Origin of the sequence: Pseudomonas palmensis (genome assembly GCF_049942755.1) — a bacterium.
In the GTDB taxonomy this organism is placed as follows: Bacteria; Pseudomonadota; Gammaproteobacteria; order Pseudomonadales; family Pseudomonadaceae; genus Aquipseudomonas; species Aquipseudomonas palmensis.
In genome coordinates this window covers 3,860,852-3,877,513 of the sequence record NZ_CP187958.1, presented here as the reverse complement: position 1 = coordinate 3,877,513, position 16,662 = coordinate 3,860,852, and the positions used below count along the sequence as shown (strand labels likewise).

Here is a 16,662-nt window from a genome sequence, read left to right as displayed (position 1 = left end):
GCCTGATGCCTGGTGGTGGATGTGTCACCGACAACGCCGAATCCGCAGGAATCGGCGCTGCCAGCAAACAAGCCGCCCAGTCAATACAAGTTGGGTTCCATCTCCAGCGCGACGCCGAAGCGCGCCAGCACATCAGCCTGAATCCGCTGCGCCAGCGCATGCAACTGCTTGCCACTGGCCTGCCCGTAGTTCACCAGCACCAGCGACTGCAAACGGTGCACCCCGGCATCGCCCTCGCGAAACCCCTTCCAGCCCGCCTGCTCGATCAACCACCCCGCCGCCAGCTTTACCTGACCATCGGCCTGTGGATAACCTACCGCATCCGGATACGCCTCGCGCACGCGCTGCGCCAGTTCGGCGCTCACCACCGGGTTCTTGAAGAAGCTTCCGGCATTGCCCAGCTCGGCCGGGTCTGGCAGTTTCTCGCGACGAATGCTGCAGATGGCATCGCTGACATTCTGTGCGGTCGGCTGACCGATGCCCTGCTCACTCAGCCGCTGGCGTACCGGGCCATAGTCCAGGTGCAGGTGCTCGGCGCGATTGAGCACGAAGCGAACCCGCAGGATCAGCCAGCGCCCGGGATTACGCTTGAACACACTGTCACGGTAGGCAAAATCGCACTGTTCCAGCGCGAACTCGTGCAACTGGCCGGTTTCCCGATCCAGCGCCGTAAGCCCGCCAAACACGTCCTTGATCTCCACGCCATAGGCGCCGATGTTCTGCATCGGCGCCGCCCCGACGGTACCGGGGATCAGGCTGAGGTTTTCCAGCCCCGACAGTCCCTGGGCCAGGGTCCACTGCACGAAGGGATGCCAGGGCTCACCCGCCTCTGCCTCGACCACCACGCGCTGGCCATCATCCGACAGTATCCGCACACCGACACTGGCCATGCGCAGCACCAGCGCCTGGATATCGGCAGTCAACAGCAGGTTGCTGCCGCCACCGATCACCAGCACCGGCAGGTGCTGTTCGGCTGCGTGCGCCAGCAGCTGGCGCACTTCGTCATCGTTGTGTGCCTGGGCGAAATACTGCGCCTTCACCTCGATTCCGAAGGTGTTGTAAGGCTTGAGTGAAACCTGCGATTGCACCTGCACGCTCATAGCCGGCCCTTCAGCTCGACCACCAGCTTGCTACAAGCCAGCTCAATGAGATCAAGCACCTGTTCGAAGCCCTCTTCGCCGCCGTAGTACGGGTCGGGCACTTCATCCAGCTCACCCTCGTAGCGGCGCAGGAACAGGTCCAGTTCGGCGGTACCGGCAGACGGTTGCAGCGCCTTGAGGTGGCCGAGATTGCTGGTGTCCATTGCCAGGATCAGGTCGTACCGGCTGAAGTCCTGCGCGCTCACCTGCTGTGCACGCTGTGCGGACAGGTCGTAGCCGCGCGCCAGCGCAGCGCGGCGGGTTCGGCTGTCGGGCGGCTTGCCCACATGCCAGTCTCCCGTACCCGCCGAGGCCACTTCGACCTGATCTTCGAGGCCTGCCAGCTTCAACTGATGGCGCAACACGCCCTCGGCCGTCGGCGAGCGGCAGATGTTGCCCAGGCATACGAACAGGACGCGCATCAGGCCTCCAGCAAGCGCCGAACGCGCTCCAGGTCTTCAGGTGTGTCGACGCCCACAGGCGGCGCCTGCAAGGCATCGGCCACGTGGATGCGCACGCCATTCCACAGCGCACGCAACTGCTCCAGCGACTCGGTCTGCTCCAGGCCGCAGGGGCCCCAGGCGACGAAGTCCTGCAACAGGCCTGCGCGATAGGCGTACATGCCGATATGCCGGCGATAAGGCACACCCGCCGGCAATTGCTCGCGGCTCTGGGCAAACGCATCACGCGCCCACGGCAAGGGCGCACGGCTGAAGGTCAGGGCCAGGCCGTTGCGGTCGGTGCTCACCTTGACCGCATTGGGGTTGAACAGCACTTCGACGTCTTCGATCGGCTCGGCCAGCGTGGCAATGCCCGCTTCAGGATGCGCCGCCAGGTTGGCCGCCACCTGGTCGATGATCGCCGGGGGAATCAACGGCTCGTCCCCCTGCACATTGACCACGATCGCATCTGCCGACAGGCCCAGCTGGGTGGCGACTTCGGCCAGGCGGTCGGTGCCCGACTGGTGGTCCTCACGGGTCAGCAGCACCTCGGCGCCAAACCCCTGGCATGCAGCGACGATGCTCGGGTCATCGGTGGCAATCACCACTCGGGTGGCGCTGCTTCTGCGCGCCTGCTCCCAGACGTGCTGCACCATCGGCTTGCCGGCAATCGACAGCAATGGCTTGCCCGGCAGACGGGTGGAGCGCAGGCGCGCTGGAATCACAACGGTGAAATCCAGGCTCATTTGTCCAGGCGCTCGTCATCGGTCAGGGTTCGGGCTTCGCTCTCGAGCATCACCGGGATACCGTCACGAATCGGGTACGCCAGGCCGGCCCCCTTGCTGATCAGCTCGGTCTTGTCGGCGCTGAGCTTGAGCGGGCCTTTGGTGATCGGGCAAGCAAGGATGTCGAGCAATTTGGTGTCCATGGATATTCCTCAGGCCTGTGGCCGGAAAAAGAAAATGTCAGGGCTGGCGAGGCCCGGGCAGCAGACGCGCCAGCTGCGCGTCGAGCCAGGCCACGAAGGCCGGCGAAGGCAGTGCGTCGACCGCAAGATACCACCAGTCATCGGCGGCGAAAGCACGGCATTTCACCGCATCCTTCTCAGTCATGACCAGCGGCAATGACGGGGTGAAGCTCAGGGCCTGGGCGTTGTACGCCGCATGGTCGGCAAACGCATGCGGCACAGGCTGCCAGCCCAGCCCCTGCAGGGTGTTGAAAAATCGCTGAGGGTTGCCGATGCCGGCCACCGCGTGCAATGCCTGGCCCGGCGCAAAATGCTCAAGGCCTCGTCGCTCGCCGCTGCGCAGGTTGACCAGTGCCGTAGGGGCCAGGGTGAAGGCAAAGCCATCATCACGGTCGCTGAGGGCGCCGTTGTAGAGCACGGCGTCCACTTCATCCAGGCGCTCCACCGGCTCACGCAGCGGCCCGGCAGGCAGGCAGCGGCGATTGCCGAGGCCGCGGGCCGCGTCGATCAGCACCAGCTCGAGATCACGCGCCAGGCGGTAGTGCTGCATGCCGTCGTCGCACAGGATCAGGTCCAGCGGCTCGGCGTCGAGCAAGGCCCGCACGGCCTGGCTGCGATCGGGGTCGATCATCAGCGGCACGCCGGTGCGCTGCACGATCAGCAAGGGTTCGTCACCGGCCTGTTCGGCCGGTTGATCGGCACGCACGCGCCACGGCAGTTGCGGCGCAGTGGCCCCATAGCCTCGGCTGACCACCCCCACGCGCAGGCCGCGCTGGCGACAGTGCTCGATCAGAAACAGGATAAGCGGGGTCTTGCCGGTGCCACCCACGGTGATGTTGCCCACCACCAGCACCGGCACCGGTGCGCGATAGATGTCGCCCTGCCCGGCCAGAAAACGCTCGCGCTTGCCCCGCACCACCCGGCGATACAGGGCCTCGAGCGGGCGCAACAATACCAATGCCGGGTGGCCGGCATACCAGGCATGCAACAGGCGATCGGCAAGCGCCATCAAGGTGTCCCCTGGGCGGCCTCGACCGTGGTCATGCGCAACTGGCTGAAGCCGAGCTTGCCAGCGGCATCCATGGCGGTGACCACGGCCTGGTGCGGAGTCTTGCCGTCAGCGCTGATCGACAGCGGCATCTTGGTGTCGCCCTGTGATTCCTTCTGCAGGGCCTCGGTCAGGGTGCCCAGGTCGCTCTTGGGCAACAGGTGGTTGTTGACCGAGTACACGCCTTCGGCGCTGATGGTGATTTCCAGCTGCTTGGCCTCGGCGTCGGGCGCCGGAGCGCCGCTGACCGCCTCGGGCAGTTCGACACGCAACTGGGTTTCACGGGTGAAGGTGGTGGTCACCACGAAAAACAGCAGCAGGATGAACACCACGTCGATCAGCGAAGCGAGGTTGATGTCCACGGTCTCCCGTGGCTTGCGCCGGAATTTCACGCCTTGCCCTCGCTCAGGTCGACATCACGGTCCCCCTGGACCACTTCCACCAGCTTGATGGCCTCCTGCTCCATGCCCACCACCAGCTCATCGATGCGCCGTTGCAGGAAACGATGGAAGAATACCGCCGGGATACCCACCATCAGGCCGGCTGCCGTGGTGATCAATGCCTTGGAGATCCCCCCCGCCAATACCGAGGCATTGGTGGTCATGCCGGACCCGGTAAAGGCACTGAAGATATCGATCATGCCCAGCACGGTGCCCAGCAGGCCCAGCAGCGGCGCCATGGCGGCGATGGTGCCCAGTGCGTTGATGTAGCGCTCCAGCTCGTGGATGACACGGGCGGCGGCTTCCTCGATGCACTCCTTCATGATTTCGCGACCATGGCGGGAGTTGGCCAGGCCCGCGGCCAGGATCTCGCCCAGCGGCGAGTCGGCGCGCAGGGTCTTGAGCTTCTCGCTGGTGAGCTGTTTGTCCTTGATCCAGCGCCACACCTGGCCGAGCAGGTGCGGCGGGGTGACACGACTGGCGCGCAGGGTCCACAGGCGTTCGGCGACGATAGCCATGGCAGCGATGGAACTCAGAATGATCGGCAGCATCATCCAGCCACCGGACTTGACCAATTCCCACACAGTAGCGACCCCCTCGAAAAAGTCCGCCACTTTACCATAGGGGGCCACGGGGCCGAACAGCGTCATGTCGGCTCCCGCCAGAAGCGCCGCTGGCTGCGTTGCCCGACCGCCTGGCCAAAGCTGCCCAGCACCAGGCGCACCGCCCCGTGCAGGGCGCTGTCGTGCACGGTGATACCCAGCGCCTGGTAACGCGCCATCACCTGTGCGTGCGGATGCCCGAATGCATTGTGGCGCCCTCGCGAAATCAGCACGCCCCGTGGCCGGGTTCGCTCGAGAAAGGCCTGGCTCGACGAGGTGCGGCTGCCATGATGGGGCGCCTGCAACCAGTCGACCGGGCCGGCTGTCGACTCGCGCAGCCAGGCGCGCTCGGCCTGGGCATCGATGTCACCGGTCAGCAGCAGGGTTTCCCCGCCGGCATCCACGTGCAACACACAGGAGCGCTGATTGCTGTCGCCGGCCTGCTGCCAGCGCCACAGGCTGAAGAGCACGCCATCCCACTGCCATTGCTCGCCACTGGCGCAGGCCTGGGCCTGCAGTTGCCCGGGCAGCTCATCCGGGTCGCCGCCCACCACGCGCACCAGCGGCACGCTGCGCTGCACCGCCAGGGCGCCGCCGGCATGGTCGGCATGGGCATGGCTGATCAGCGCCAGGTCCAGCTCGCGCACCCCCAGCTTGCGCAGAGTCGGCACGACCACCCGCTCACCCAGGTCGCTGCCACGGGTGGCCGGGCCTGCGTCATACAGCATCGCATGGTGACGGGTACGCAGCACAAACGCCTGGCCCTGGCCGACATCCAGCTGCCACACCTCCAGTTGCCCATGGGCGATCTCGTTGCGAGGCGCACAGCCGGCCAGCAGCAGCAAGGGCCAGCCCAGCACCCGCATCGGCAGCCCGCCCGGCAACAGCAGCAGTACCGCGCCACCGCCCACCATCAACCATGCCCATATCGGCAAGGCGACCGGTGTCCAGGCCGGTTGCCAATGTGCCACCTGTGCCAGTGTCCAGAACAAGGCTGCCAGCGATCCTCCAGCCAGCCACAACAGGGCCTCCCCCAGCAACGGGAGCCCCTGCAGCAGTGTGCCGGCCAGCGCCAGGGGCAACACCGCGATACTGACCCAGGGCACCGCAACCAGATTGGCCAGCGGTGCCGAGAGACTGATCGGCAGCCCCAGCGCCAGCAGCACCGGCAACAGGCCGATCGCGATCAGCCATTGGGCCCGGCACCATGCCAGCCAGGGGTTCCAGGCCCCCAGCCGGCCGCCGAACACATACACCAGCACCGCCACCGCTGCGAACGACAGCCAGAACCCCGGCTGCAGGCTGGCCAATGGCTCCACCAGCAATACACCGTTGAGGGCAAGCAGCAAGGGAATCCAGGCCCCAAGGTGGCGAAAACGCAGGCGCCACAACAGCACCACCGCCAGCATGATGCAGGCGCGTCGTACCGGTACCTGAAAGCCCGCCATCAAGCCGTACGCCAGGGCCGCCGCAAACGCCAGGCCGCACGCCCAGGGTAGCCAGGGCAGCGCCCTGGGCCATGCCCCCACACGTGCCAACCCGGCCACCAGGCCGTACACCAGACCGGCCAGCAAGCCGATGTGCTGACCGGAAATCACCAGCAGGTGCACCGTGCCGGTTGCCTGGAGCACCTGCCAGTCCTCCTGTGCCAGCGCCCCGCCGTCACCCAGCACCAGCGCCGCCAGCGCACCTTCGCGCCCATGGGCCTGAGCCCCGAGCAGGCGCTGGCGCACCGAATCACGCCACGCATGGCTGGCCGGGGCCAGTCGTTCACCTGCCCTTACGCGGCCGGTGGCACCGATTCGCCGAGCCAGCATGGCCGCTTCCTGGTCAGGCCCATGGGGGTTGAGCAGGCCGGAGGGGCGCTGCAGCTGCACCGCCAGGCGCCAACGCTCGCCACTGTTGACCGGCGGCCCGCCAAACCAGCTCAGGCTCAGCCGCTGCGGCAACTGGGCGCGGCGCGAGGAGGCTTCGGCCAGCTCGAAACGCACCGAATGTGGGCCCTGCTGCGCCAGGCCCACTACCCGACCTTCCAGCCACAGGGTGCGCCCCTCCAGCTCGGGCCGCAGTCGATCGTCCAGCGCCCATTGCGCCGAGCAACAGGCCCAGGCAAAACCAAGCAGGAACAGACCGGGCACTGCCCATCGACACACCAGGCATAACACTCCCGTCATGCCGATGCCCCAGAGCCAGCCGACCGACGGCAAGGCAGGTAGCACGTTGAGCGCCAACAGCCCCAAGGCCAGCGCCAACATCCTTGTGCGCATGGGTAAAGCTCCTGAGCAGATCTCACCCCAGAGGCTTAGATCACCCAGGCCCGCACCTTGCTTATTAATTGTCACAAAGTCTGAATTGGCGCTGTTTACAATCCGTGCATACTGGCCACTTCAGAACGCCGAGAGCCCACATGCCGCGTCGACTTTTCAAACGCTACATGCCAGATCCGACGAGCATTCGGGAACATAAATCCTTACGCTTTCTCGGCCGGCTGCTGCACGACCCCAACCTCTGGCACCTGAATCGCCATTCGGTGGCACGGGCCATGGCCGTAGGCCTTTTCGCAGCCTTCATCCCTATCCCGATGCAGATGCTGCTGGCCGCCAGCCTGGCGGTTCTGGTGCGTGGCAACATGCCCATCGCCGTCAGCCTGGTGTGGCTGACCAACCCCATCACCATGCCGCCGGTGTTCTACTGCACCTACCAGGTGGGGGCATGGCTGATGCAGATACCGCCACGCACGCTGCCTGAGGAACTCACCTTCGAATGGATCACCGACCAGCTGTCGACGCTGTGGCAGCCCTTTCTGCTGGGCTCGGTGGTGTGCGGCGTGCTGCTGGGGGCGCTGGCCTACTGCCTGACCATGCTCTACTGGCGCTGGTGGGTGGGCAGGCAGTGGCGCAGGCGCAAGCAGAAATCAGCTGCGCATTCCTCGCCCGCTGACCAGTAGGCGCACGCAGCCGATGTACAGCACCGCGGTGGCCACCAGCATGAAGGTGATGGCCACGCCGATGCGGATGTCCGAGACGCCCAGGATGCCGTAGCGGAACGAGTTGACCATGTGCAGCACCGGGTTGGCCAGCGACACGGTCTGCCAGAATGGCGGCAGCAGGGTGATGGAGTAGAACACCCCACCCAGGTACGTCAGCGGCGTGAGCACGAAGGTCGGGATGATCGAGATGTCATCGAAGTTGCGCGCAAACACTGCGTTGATGAAGCCCAGCAGCGAGAAGATCGTCGCGGTCAGCACCACCACTAGCACCGTCACGCCCAGGTGATGCACCTGCAGATGGGTGAAGAACAGCGACAGCAGGGTCACGATCACTCCCACCGCCAACCCGCGCAGCACGCCGCCCAGGGTGTAGCCGATGAGGATGGTGTGCGGCGACACCGGCGACACCATCAGCTCCTCGATCGAACGCTGAAACTTGCTGCCGAAGAAACTCGACACCACGTTGCCGTAGGAATTGGTGATCACCGACATCATGATCAGGCCCGGCACGATGTACTCCATGTAGGTGAAGCCACCCATGTCGCCGATCTGCCGGCCGATGAGGTTCCCGAAGATCACGAAGTACAGCACCATGGTGATCGCCGGGGGCAGCAGGGTCTGCGGCCAGATCCGCGTGAACCGCCGCACTTCTCGATAGACGATGGTATTGAGGGCAACCAGGTTGGCGCGCAGTTCCGAACTCATACCGCCACCTTCGCCAGGTTTTTTTCCACCAGGGACACGAACAGCTCCTCGAGACGATTGGTCTTGTTGCGCAGGCTCAGCACCTCGATGTTCTGCAGGGCCAACTGGCCGAACAGCGCGGTGATGCCCACGTCCTTGTCCACCTGCACTTCCAGGGTGTGCGGGGTGATCAGCCGGCACGGGTAGCCGGCCAGTTGCGGCGCCTGGGCCAGGTCATGCTTGAGGTCGAGCAGGAAGGTCTCCACATGCAACGTGCCCAGCAACTGACGCATGCTGGTGTTCTGCACGATGGTGCCGTGGTCGATGATGCCGATGTTACGGCACAGCTGCTCGGCCTCTTCCAGGTAGTGGGTGGTCAGGATGATGGTGATGCCCTTCTGGTTGAGCTCGGTCAGAAAGCTCCACATCGAACGGCGCAGCTCGATGTCGACGCCAGCGGTAGGCTCGTCGAGGATCAGCAGGCGCGGTTCGTGGATCAGCGCGCGGGCAATCATCAGGCGGCGCTTCATGCCGCCGGACAGCGAGCGCGATGGCACGTCACGCTTGTCCCACAGGCCCAGCTGGGTCAGGTACTGCTCGGCGCGCTCCCTGGCCACCTTCATCGGGATGCCGTAGTAACCCGCCTGGGTCACGACGATATCGAAGGTCTTTTCGAACTGATTGAAGTTGAACTCCTGGGGCACCACGCCGATGCAGCGCTTGAGCGCGGCAGGCTCTCGGTCCAGGTCATGGCCGAACACATTCACCGTGCCGCTGGTCTTGTTGACCAGGGTCGAGAGAATGCCGATGGTGGTGGATTTGCCGGCGCCATTGGGGCCGAGCAAGGCGAAGAAATCACCTTCGGCGACATCCAGGTCGATGCCCTTGAGGGCCTGGAAGCCATTGCCGTAGGTCTTGGTTAGCTGCCGAATGGACAGAGCAGAACTCATAGCAGGTCTACACACCAGGTTGAAGGGTTCACAAGGCAGGCGGTCAGACAGGGCCGACCGCGACGAATGTGGCCATGGTGCTTGCCCAGGCCACGCAAGTACAGTGAAGTGTATCGATATTGACTATCAGGGTAATCGACAGGTTCAGGTCAGCGCGGTCATTACCGCCGCCTGGTAGGCCGGCCGTTGCCTGAGGCGCTCGTACCACGCACGCAGGTGCTTCATTTCCGGACGCTCGATGGGCATCTCGAACCAGGCGTACACGAAGCAGCCCAGCGGGATGTCGCCCATGCCGATCGCTTCCCCCGACAGGTAGGGTTGCGTGGCCAGGGCCTGATCGGCGATCGACAGCAGTTCGGCGCACTGCTTGTGCGCGGCGTTGATCTGCACCCAGTCCTGCTGGTCAGACGGGGTACGCAGGATGCCCCAGAACAACGGGCGAAATGGCGTAGCCAGCGATGACGTGGTCCAGTCCATCCACTTGTCTGCGCTGGCCCGGGCCGCCGGGTCGGCGGGGTACCAGTCAGTGTTTGGGGCATACCGGCCACACAGGTAGCGCACGATGGTATTGGATTCCCACAGCACCAGCTCGCCATCCTCGATCATCGGCACCCGGCCGTTGGGGTTGAGGGCACGGTAGTGCGGCTCGTCGACCACGCCGAACTCGCCACCGGCATCGATCGACTGGTAATCCAGGCCCAGCTCCTGGGCGCACCACAGCGCCTTCCTGACGTTTGACGAGTTCTTGCGTCCCCAGATCTTCAGCATGACGACTCCTGACATAGGCGGTGGGCACTCAGTCTACCCGAGCTGGCGAGGCTGACAATCGCTGGCCCGCGGCCCGAAAACGCGAACTTCCACAGGTCACGTCCTGTCACTGTTCTGACGGGTTGTTTGGCACAGGCGGTCTAAGCTCTGTCGGATAGCTATTTCTGGAGCTCACGGAGGAAAGCATATGTTGCTGTTGTGGTTAGTGGTGCTGGTGGTCGGTATTGCCTACCTGGCGCACCGGCGGGTTGCCCCCCTGCCCGCACTGGGCGTGGTTGCCGTCTACCTGGTGGCGATGGGCGCATTCAGCCATGCCCCCGGCTGGCTGTTGACGATCTTCTGGCTGCTGCTGGTGGCCACTGCCGTGCCCCTGGTGCTGCCCGATCTGCGCCGCAAATGGCTGACTGCCCCGCTGTTCGGCTGGTTTCGCAAAACCTTGCCGCCGATGTCGCAGACCGAGCGCGAGGCCATCGATGCCGGTACGGTCTGGTGGGACGGCGAGCTCTTCAGTGGCCGCCCCGACTGGAACACCCTGCTGGCCTATCCCAAGGTGCAACTGAGCGCAGAAGAGCAAGCCTTCATCGACGGGCCCACCGAGGAGCTCTGCGCCATGGTCAGCGACTGGCAGATCGGCCAGGACATGGACCTTCCCGCCGAAGCCTGGGCGCACATCAAGACCCATGGCTTCTTTGCCCTGATCATTCCCAAGGAATACGGTGGCAAGGGCTTTTCCGCCTTCGCTCATTCACAGGTCGCGATGAAACTGGCCACCCGCAGCGGCGACCTGGCCTCCACCGTGATGGTGCCCAACTCGCTCGGCCCGGCCGAACTGCTGCTGCACTACGGCACCGACGAGCAACGCAACCATTACCTGCCCCGCCTGGCCCGCGGTGACGACATCCCGTGCTTCGCCCTCACCGGTCCGCTGGCCGGCTCCGACGCCGGCGCCATGCCCGACACCGGGGTCATCTGCAAGGGCCAGTGGCAGGGCGAGGAAGTACTGGGCCTGCGCCTGAACTGGGAGAAGCGCTATATCACCCTGGGCCCGGTGGCGACGCTGCTGGGTCTAGCGTTCAAGGCCTACGACCCCGATCACCTGCTGGGTGACAAGGAGGAGCTGGGTATCAGCCTGGCTCTCATCCCGACCGACACCCCAGGTGTCGAGATCGGTCAGCGCCATCTGCCGCTGGGCGCCGCGTTCATGAACGGCCCCAACAGCGGCAAGGACGTGTTCGTCCCGCTGAGTTTTCTGATTGGCGGGCAGGAGATGCTCGGCAAGGGCTGGATGATGCTGATGAACTGCCTGTCGGTGGGACGCTCGATCTCCTTGCCGGCAGTCGGTACCGGTGCCGCCAAGTACACCAGCCTGGTAACGGGCCAGTACGCACAGGTGCGCGAGCAGTTCAACGTACCGCTGGCCGCGTTCGAGGGCATTCAGGAGGCTCTGGCCCGCATCGGCGGCAATGCCTGGCTGATGGACAGCGCACGCATGCTCACCGCCAACGCGGTGGACCTGGGTGAAAAACCCTCGGTGCTGTCGGCAATCCTCAAGTACCACCTCACCGAACGGGGGCGCGAATGCATCCAGCACGCCATGGACGTGCACGGGGGCAAGGGCATCATCATGGGCCCGAACAACTACCTGGGTCGCAGCTGGCAGGGGGCACCGATCTTCATCACCGTCGAGGGCGCCAACATCCTCTCGCGCAACCTGATGATCTTTGGCCAGGGGGCGATTCGCTGCCACCCGTTCGTGCTCAAGGAGATGGCCCTGGCAGCACGTGAAGACCACGACCAGGCGCTCAAGGAGTTCGACGCCCTGCTGCTCAGGCATGTGGGCTTCGCGGTGGGTAACGCGGCCAGCACGCTGGTCCTTGGGTTGGGCCTGGGGCGCTTTGAAAAGGCACCCGGCGATGCATTGAGCCAGGGATACTTTCGCGCACTCGATCGCCAGGCGGCGGCCTTCGCCCTGCTGGCCGACCTGTGCATGATGCTGCTCGGTGGCGAGCTGAAACGCCGTGAGCGCCTGTCGGCGCGCCTTGGCGACGTATTGAGCAACCTGTACCTGGGTTCGGCAGCCCTCAAGCGCTACCACGATCTCGATTCGCCCGAGTACCTGCGGCCGCTGTTGCGCTGGGCCATGGAAGAAAGCCTGGGCCAGGCCGAAAAAGCCCTGGACCGCCTGCTCGACAACTTCCCCAATCGGTTCCTCGGTGGCGCGCTGCGCTTGGTGGTGTTCCCGTTCGGGCGCCGTCATACCGGCCCGTCGGACGAACTGGATGCCGAGGTTGCTGCGCTGCTGGGTCGCGCCAAGGGTGATCCGGCACTCGAACAACTGCTGGCTGGCTGCTATCGCCCCACCGATGCAAGCGACCCGGTGGGCGCGTTGCAACAGGCCAGCGACCTGCTAAGGGCCAGCGCCCCGCTGCACAAGAAGCTGCACCAGGCCCACAAGGGCGGCCAATTGGCGCCGGCTCCCGGCGAATCGCTGATCGACGCAGCCTTGCACGCCAACACCTTGCAGGCCGGCGAAGCTCAAAGCCTGCACGAGGCCGAAGCCGCACGGCGCCGTGTGATCGACGTGGATGCGTTCAGCAAGGACGAGCTGCTGCCCACCGAGGGCAAGGTGCGCTGAGCATCACTCAAACGGGACATCGGGCGCGGGGAGCCTTATACTCCCGCGCCCGATTTTGCTCTAGAGGATCGCCCGCATGGCCAACGCCACTGCTCAACTGGAATACCACCTCGCCCTGCTCACCCACCTGCGCACCATCCTTGCAGCCCTGGGTGAGGCCGAACAGGTACCGGAAGAAAGCCACGCGCTGTTTCTGGAGCGTTTCGACGACCTGATGCAACAGTTGCCGGTCGACCCGGAGAGCACCTACCTGGGTCAGGACCTCATCTGCCAGGTCATCCAGCGCTACCCGCAGATCGCGCACCTTATCCCCCGCGACCTGCTGTGGTTCTTTGGCGGCGATTGCCTGCACTACATGCCGGAAGAAGAACTGGCCATGTACCAGGAGCTGGAAGAACGCCGCTACGAAGCCGAGCAGAACGACGAACCGTTCGACTGGAACCAGGAGAAGCAGTTGTTGAGCATGTCGGGCGACGACAGCAAGCACTGATGCGCAAGCTACCTGTCAGCGCGACCAGCAGAACTGGCAGGTAGCCCCCATGACCACGTCCCGCACAAAGCGCATTCACATGACTGCGTGTGCTTGAACGGGCTCAGAAGAAAAAGTACACGCCGGTATCGAGCTCGAGTGCCGTTCGCACCTGCGCCTCCACCTTCAGCAGTGCACCTACCTCGGGGCAGGCTTCGATACAGGCCGACACCAACGCACTGAATGCCGCCAACTGCACAGTGCCTAGAATCCTTTCATCTTCGTACTCATCGATGTTCAGCGCCAGCGCTCTATTGGCCTGCGTGAAAAGCCCCGATCGCCACACGGCTTCGAATTCCTCTGCATCCAGCTGAACATCTAGCAGGTCTGCGTCCGTACAGGTATCGGTATCCAGCCGCGACATGGCGCCTCGGCTCAACGGCACACAGATTATTTTCATGCTGCCCCCTGCCATCGCGCGGCGTTTTTTATGCAAAAAAAAACGCCGTTCATACGAACGGCGTTTTCTTTGAATTTGGAGCGGGAAACGAGACTCGAACTCGCGACCCCGACCTTGGCAAGGTCGTGCTCTACCAACTGAGCTATTCCCGCAAATGGCGTCCCCTAGGGGACTCGAACCCCTGTTACCGCCGTGAAAGGGCGGTGTCCTAGGCCACTAGACGAAGGGGACACTGCCTGAAACACCATGGTGTAGTGTTTCAGCTCCAGAAATACACCCGAAGATGCTTTCTGGTTTCACTCAGCCCTGCCCTGAAGCAAAGCTGCTTAAAATTGGAGCGGGAAACGAGACTCGAACTCGCGACCCCGACCTTGGCAAGGTCGTGCTCTACCAACTGAGCTATTCCCGCAATGGCGTCCCCTAGGGGACTCGAACCCCTGTTACCGCCGTGAAAGGGCGGTGTCCTAGGCCACTAGACGAAGGGGACACGCTACAACATTCACTCCCTGCCGCGTTTCGCTGTGTGCTTTACGCTGCAAGTGGCGCGCATTCTAGGGGTGCTTTGAGAAGTCGTCAACCCCTAGATATAAATTTATTTAAATCAATGACTTCGCCCTGCTTTACGCTGCCACGGAGGCCGCAGCGCGCCTGAGCCTTGACGATTATTTTCTGACGCACATACGCGACGCGGCCCAGTGCTGGCGGCACCTCAAGGCAAAATGCCAGCAATCCGCCCTGCTCAACTGCCAAACAGCTCTATCCGGGCAAAAGCGAAGCCACTACACTCAAACGGCAAACCTTCCTGTATGAGGCGTTAACGGTGACACCACTTCTGATCACCCTGCTTATAGTAGCGGGTATCGCACTCTTGATCGTGATTGGCTACCTGAACAATGTAGTCGAGAGCAACAAGCTGGAACGAGCCCGCCTCAAGATCGAGCTGGCCGACCGCTTGCGTCGTTGTGGCGAAATCACCGAAACCTTTCCCGGCCAGTTGATGACCCCGGCACTCAAGCTGCTGCTGACCCGCCTCGAACTGAACCTGAACCAGCGCCGCCTGGCCCTGGACAAGCACAACCGTGAAATCCAGGCACGCATCAGCGAGCTCCAGGGCCTGATTGCCCTGGGCGATGGCATACCGGTGAACAACCCTCCCGGCCCGATCCAGACCGAAGCCCGTGCCAAGGATGTACGCTTTCTGCTCGAAGCCCTGCACAGCCAGGTGGTGCGCGCCTCCCAGGAAGGCTTCCTGCCGACCAACGAAGCCAAGTACTGGGTAAAGGAAATTCGCCATATCCTGGTGCTGCTGCACATCGAGTTCTTCAACAACCTGGGGCAGCATGCGCTGCAGCAGAACCAGCCGGGGCAGGCCCGCCTGGCGTTCGAACGGGGCGTGCAGTACCTGCGCAAGCAACCTGATCCGGTGCTCTACCGCGAGCAGCTCGACTATATGGACAAACTGCTGGCACGCGCCAACGCCATGGTACTGAGCCAGAACCAGCCAACCGAAGACGAGGTCAACCCACTGACCGAAGGGCTGAAGTCCGACACCGAAGAAGACTGGAAGAAGAAAGTCATCTACGACTGATTGCAACACAACCCATTCGCCAGCACCCCCCGACAGGAGCCTTGCTGGCGAATGGGCGCAACGCCTCTACCCGCCTCAGCAGTCCGTCGAATCCAGGAAAATCCGCGCCAGACGCTCCAGCCCGGCCTGATCCTGCTCACCAAAGCGTGCAAGTACAGGGCTGTCCAGGTCCAGTACGCCGATCAGCGCTCCGTCCTTGACCAGAGGGATCACCAACTCGCTGTTGGAGGCGCTGTCACAGGCAATATGCCCCGGGAAGGCATGCACATCCTCCACACGCTGGGTCTGGCGTGTAGCCGCCGCAGCCCCGCACACCCCGCGCCCGAACGGGATGCGTACACACGCCACCTGCCCCTGAAACGGCCCCAGTACCAGCTCTTCACCGCGCGCCAGGTAGAAACCTGCCCAGTTCAGGTCTTCGACCTGGCTGTACAGAAAGGCGGAAAGCTGCGCAGCGTTGGCAATGAAATCCCGCTCCCCGTCCAGTAGTGCCTCCAGCTGCGCCGCCAGCAGGTCATAGCCGCACTGGCCGCCCCCCACTGCATTCAAATCGATCATTACTGTTGCTCCAGCAGTTTCAGGCCCACCCAATAGCGGGCAAATTGATAGGCGCAGCGGCCATTGCGATTGCCGCGGCCGGTTGCCCAGCGGATCGCGGCCTTGTCCAGCTCTTCATCCCGCGCCCAGACCAGACCTGGCGCCAGCGCCAACTGGGTGATCCAGTGCTCGACCACATCAAGGAAGTGCTCCTGGGTGAACGGGTAGAACGACAGCCACAGACCGAAGCGGTCCGACAGGGCAATCTTGTCCTCGACGGCCTCGCTGGGGTGCAGCTCGCCGTCGACCATCTTCCAGTTCTCGTTGTCGCTCTGCTTTTCCGGCACCAGGTGCCGACGGTTGGAGGTGGCATACAGCAGAACGTTGTCCGGCGCCTGCTCGAGGGAGCCGTCCAGCACGCTCTTGAGCACGCGGTAGTCGCCCTCCCCGGCCTCGAACGACAGGTCATCGCAGAACAGCACGAAACGCTGTGGCAGTTTGTGCAGTTGTTCCACCACCCGCGGCAGGTCCGCCAGGTGGTCACGCTCGATCTCGATCAGGCGCAGCCCCTGTGGGGCGTACTCTGCCAGCAAGGCACGCACCAGCGACGACTTGCCGGTGCCGCGCGAGCCCCACAGCAGCGCGTGGTTGGCCGGCATGCCGTCGATGAACTGGCGGGTATTGCGGCCCAGTTGTTCACGCTGCCTGTCGACACCGATCAGGTCGGTCAGGCGCATGTCCAGGCTGACCTCGAGCGGCAGCAGAAAACCGCTGCGCCCTTCGCGCTGCCAACGGGCAGCCAGGCACTGGGTCCAATCGATGCTGGGGCGCAATGCCGGCAGCAGCGGTTCCAGACGCGCCAATACCGATTCGGCGCGCTCCAGGAAAGCATTCAAGCGAGAGTCCACGTTATGTCCTCGACACAGATTCTTGGGAAAGCCTGAAT

The 16,662-nt window shown here is 63.9% G+C and carries 18 protein-coding genes and 4 tRNA genes; 4 read left to right on the top strand and 18 right to left on the bottom strand.

The window, feature by feature from the left end; genetic code table 11:
- Positions 1 to 80 precede the first annotated feature (80 nt).
- The 8 genes from murB to ACPRTJ_RS17985 form a co-directional block, all read right to left on the bottom strand.
- Entirely contained in the window at positions 81 to 1,100 is a 1,020-nt protein-coding gene (gene murB, locus ACPRTJ_RS18020) for a UDP-N-acetylmuramate dehydrogenase (protein WP_313328024.1), read from the bottom strand.
- Entirely contained in the window at positions 1,097 to 1,561 is a 465-nt protein-coding gene (locus tag ACPRTJ_RS18015; protein WP_054915815.1) for a low molecular weight protein-tyrosine-phosphatase, read from the bottom strand. The genes murB and ACPRTJ_RS18015 overlap by 4 nt, the downstream gene beginning before the upstream one ends.
- Positions 1,561 to 2,325 (bottom strand): 3-deoxy-manno-octulosonate cytidylyltransferase, encoded by a 765-nt coding sequence (gene kdsB, locus ACPRTJ_RS18010; RefSeq protein WP_043862888.1) that lies wholly within the window; start codon positions 2,323 to 2,325, stop codon positions 1,561 to 1,563. Before kdsB ends, ACPRTJ_RS18015 begins: the two co-directional genes overlap by 1 nt.
- On the bottom strand, positions 2,322 to 2,507 hold the full coding sequence (locus ACPRTJ_RS18005; protein WP_003247142.1) for a Trm112 family protein: 186 nt from the start codon (positions 2,505 to 2,507) through the stop codon (positions 2,322 to 2,324). The genes kdsB and ACPRTJ_RS18005 overlap by 4 nt, the downstream gene beginning before the upstream one ends.
- A gap of 37 nt (positions 2,508 to 2,544) precedes the next feature.
- Positions 2,545 to 3,555: a tetraacyldisaccharide 4'-kinase gene (gene lpxK, locus ACPRTJ_RS18000; RefSeq protein ID WP_043862889.1), complete on the bottom strand. Its 1,011-nt coding sequence runs from the start codon at positions 3,553 to 3,555 to the stop codon at positions 2,545 to 2,547.
- The gene (locus ACPRTJ_RS17995) at positions 3,555 to 3,986 is read right to left on the bottom strand and encodes an ExbD/TolR family protein (RefSeq protein WP_054915817.1); all 432 of its coding nucleotides are present in this window, start codon (positions 3,984 to 3,986) and stop codon (positions 3,555 to 3,557) included. The genes lpxK and ACPRTJ_RS17995 overlap by 1 nt, the downstream gene beginning before the upstream one ends.
- Positions 3,983 to 4,618, bottom strand: coding sequence for a MotA/TolQ/ExbB proton channel family protein (locus ACPRTJ_RS17990; RefSeq protein WP_162484877.1), 636 nt, complete (start codon positions 4,616 to 4,618; stop codon positions 3,983 to 3,985). Before ACPRTJ_RS17990 ends, ACPRTJ_RS17995 begins: the two co-directional genes overlap by 4 nt.
- A gap of 62 nt (positions 4,619 to 4,680) precedes the next feature.
- Entirely contained in the window at positions 4,681 to 6,903 is a 2,223-nt protein-coding gene (locus ACPRTJ_RS17985; protein WP_178083071.1) for a DNA internalization-related competence protein ComEC/Rec2, read from the bottom strand.
- A 140-nt stretch (positions 6,904 to 7,043) separates the two neighbouring features.
- On the opposite strand from ACPRTJ_RS17985, the gene ACPRTJ_RS17980 reads away from it, so the two are divergent.
- The gene (locus ACPRTJ_RS17980) at positions 7,044 to 7,583 is read left to right on the top strand and encodes a DUF2062 domain-containing protein (protein WP_043862892.1); all 540 of its coding nucleotides are present in this window, start codon (positions 7,044 to 7,046) and stop codon (positions 7,581 to 7,583) included.
- Here the strand turns inward: ACPRTJ_RS17980 and ACPRTJ_RS17975 are convergent.
- The 3 genes from ACPRTJ_RS17975 to ACPRTJ_RS17965 form a co-directional block, all read right to left on the bottom strand.
- Positions 7,551 to 8,330, bottom strand: coding sequence for an ABC transporter permease (locus tag ACPRTJ_RS17975; protein ID WP_058541067.1), 780 nt, complete (start codon positions 8,328 to 8,330; stop codon positions 7,551 to 7,553). The two genes, ACPRTJ_RS17980 and ACPRTJ_RS17975, sit on opposite strands and share 33 nt — an antisense overlap.
- Positions 8,327 to 9,259 carry an ABC transporter ATP-binding protein gene (locus tag ACPRTJ_RS17970; protein ID WP_043862894.1) on the bottom strand — a complete coding sequence of 311 codons (933 nt, stop codon included), beginning with the start codon at positions 9,257 to 9,259 and terminating at the stop codon, positions 8,327 to 8,329. The genes ACPRTJ_RS17975 and ACPRTJ_RS17970 overlap by 4 nt, the downstream gene beginning before the upstream one ends.
- 144 nt (positions 9,260 to 9,403) lie before the next feature.
- Complete coding sequence (locus tag ACPRTJ_RS17965; RefSeq protein ID WP_100634415.1) at positions 9,404 to 10,027, bottom strand: glutathione S-transferase; 624 nt, start codon at positions 10,025 to 10,027, stop codon at positions 9,404 to 9,406.
- Positions 10,028 to 10,214: 187 nt separating this feature from the next.
- Between ACPRTJ_RS17965 and ACPRTJ_RS17960 the strand changes: the two genes are divergently transcribed.
- Positions 10,215 to 12,662, top strand: coding sequence for an acyl-CoA dehydrogenase (locus ACPRTJ_RS17960; protein WP_043862896.1), 2,448 nt, complete (start codon positions 10,215 to 10,217; stop codon positions 12,660 to 12,662).
- Positions 12,663 to 12,738: 76 nt separating this feature from the next.
- Entirely contained in the window at positions 12,739 to 13,152 is a 414-nt protein-coding gene (locus ACPRTJ_RS17955) for a PA2817 family protein (protein WP_043862897.1), read from the top strand.
- Between the two features lie 103 nt (positions 13,153 to 13,255).
- On the opposite strand, the gene ACPRTJ_RS17950 is transcribed toward ACPRTJ_RS17955, so the two are convergent.
- The 5 genes from ACPRTJ_RS17950 to ACPRTJ_RS17930 form a co-directional block, all read right to left on the bottom strand.
- The gene (locus ACPRTJ_RS17950; RefSeq protein ID WP_063612007.1) at positions 13,256 to 13,591 is read right to left on the bottom strand and encodes a hypothetical protein; all 336 of its coding nucleotides are present in this window, start codon (positions 13,589 to 13,591) and stop codon (positions 13,256 to 13,258) included.
- Between the two features lie 76 nt (positions 13,592 to 13,667).
- Positions 13,668 to 13,743: transfer RNA gene (locus tag ACPRTJ_RS17945), tRNA-Gly, on the bottom strand.
- 3 nt (positions 13,744 to 13,746) lie between these two features.
- Positions 13,747 to 13,822: transfer RNA gene (locus ACPRTJ_RS17940), tRNA-Glu, on the bottom strand.
- A gap of 102 nt (positions 13,823 to 13,924) precedes the next feature.
- Positions 13,925 to 14,000 (bottom strand) — tRNA-Gly (locus ACPRTJ_RS17935).
- 2 nt (positions 14,001 to 14,002) lie between these two features.
- A tRNA-Glu gene (locus ACPRTJ_RS17930) sits at positions 14,003 to 14,078 on the bottom strand.
- 333 nt (positions 14,079 to 14,411) lie between these two features.
- Between ACPRTJ_RS17930 and ACPRTJ_RS17925 the strand changes: the two genes are divergently transcribed.
- On the top strand, positions 14,412 to 15,179 hold the full coding sequence (locus tag ACPRTJ_RS17925; RefSeq protein WP_043862749.1) for a hypothetical protein: 768 nt from the start codon (positions 14,412 to 14,414) through the stop codon (positions 15,177 to 15,179).
- Positions 15,180 to 15,254: 75 nt separating this feature from the next.
- On the opposite strand, the gene ACPRTJ_RS17920 is transcribed toward ACPRTJ_RS17925, so the two are convergent.
- Together ACPRTJ_RS17920 and ACPRTJ_RS17915 are read right to left on the bottom strand one after the other, a co-directional pair.
- The gene (locus ACPRTJ_RS17920) at positions 15,255 to 15,737 is read right to left on the bottom strand and encodes a GAF domain-containing protein (RefSeq protein WP_054915824.1); all 483 of its coding nucleotides are present in this window, start codon (positions 15,735 to 15,737) and stop codon (positions 15,255 to 15,257) included.
- On the bottom strand, positions 15,737 to 16,624 hold the full coding sequence (locus ACPRTJ_RS17915; RefSeq protein ID WP_058541064.1) for an ATP-binding protein: 888 nt from the start codon (positions 16,622 to 16,624) through the stop codon (positions 15,737 to 15,739). The genes ACPRTJ_RS17920 and ACPRTJ_RS17915 overlap by 1 nt, the downstream gene beginning before the upstream one ends.
- Positions 16,625 to 16,662 lie beyond the last annotated feature (38 nt).

Excerpts from the sequence above, each read along its gene's own strand:
- murB (WP_313328024.1), bottom strand. The coding sequence starts at position 1,100 with ATGAGCGTGCAGGTGCAATCGCAGGTTTCACTCAAGCCTTACAACACC.
- ACPRTJ_RS18015 (WP_054915815.1), bottom strand. The coding sequence starts at position 1,561 with ATGCGCGTCCTGTTCGTATGCCTGGGCAACATCTGCCGCTCGCCGACG.
- kdsB (WP_043862888.1), bottom strand. The coding sequence starts at position 2,325 with ATGAGCCTGGATTTCACCGTTGTGATTCCAGCGCGCCTGCGCTCCACC.
- ACPRTJ_RS18005 (WP_003247142.1), bottom strand. The coding sequence starts at position 2,507 with ATGGACACCAAATTGCTCGACATCCTTGCTTGCCCGATCACCAAAGGC.
- lpxK (WP_043862889.1), bottom strand. The coding sequence starts at position 3,555 with ATGGCGCTTGCCGATCGCCTGTTGCATGCCTGGTATGCCGGCCACCCG.
- ACPRTJ_RS17985 (WP_178083071.1), bottom strand. The coding sequence starts at position 6,903 with ATGCGCACAAGGATGTTGGCGCTGGCCTTGGGGCTGTTGGCGCTCAAC.
- ACPRTJ_RS17980 (WP_043862892.1), top strand. The coding sequence starts at position 7,044 with ATGCCGCGTCGACTTTTCAAACGCTACATGCCAGATCCGACGAGCATT.
- ACPRTJ_RS17975 (WP_058541067.1), bottom strand. The coding sequence starts at position 8,330 with ATGAGTTCGGAACTGCGCGCCAACCTGGTTGCCCTCAATACCATCGTC.
- ACPRTJ_RS17970 (WP_043862894.1), bottom strand. The coding sequence starts at position 9,259 with ATGAGTTCTGCTCTGTCCATTCGGCAGCTAACCAAGACCTACGGCAAT.
- ACPRTJ_RS17965 (WP_100634415.1), bottom strand. The coding sequence starts at position 10,027 with ATGCTGAAGATCTGGGGACGCAAGAACTCGTCAAACGTCAGGAAGGCG.
- ACPRTJ_RS17960 (WP_043862896.1), top strand. The coding sequence starts at position 10,215 with ATGTTGCTGTTGTGGTTAGTGGTGCTGGTGGTCGGTATTGCCTACCTG.
- ACPRTJ_RS17955 (WP_043862897.1), top strand. The coding sequence starts at position 12,739 with ATGGCCAACGCCACTGCTCAACTGGAATACCACCTCGCCCTGCTCACC.
- ACPRTJ_RS17950 (WP_063612007.1), bottom strand. The coding sequence starts at position 13,591 with ATGAAAATAATCTGTGTGCCGTTGAGCCGAGGCGCCATGTCGCGGCTG.
- ACPRTJ_RS17920 (WP_054915824.1), bottom strand. The coding sequence starts at position 15,737 with ATGATCGATTTGAATGCAGTGGGGGGCGGCCAGTGCGGCTATGACCTG.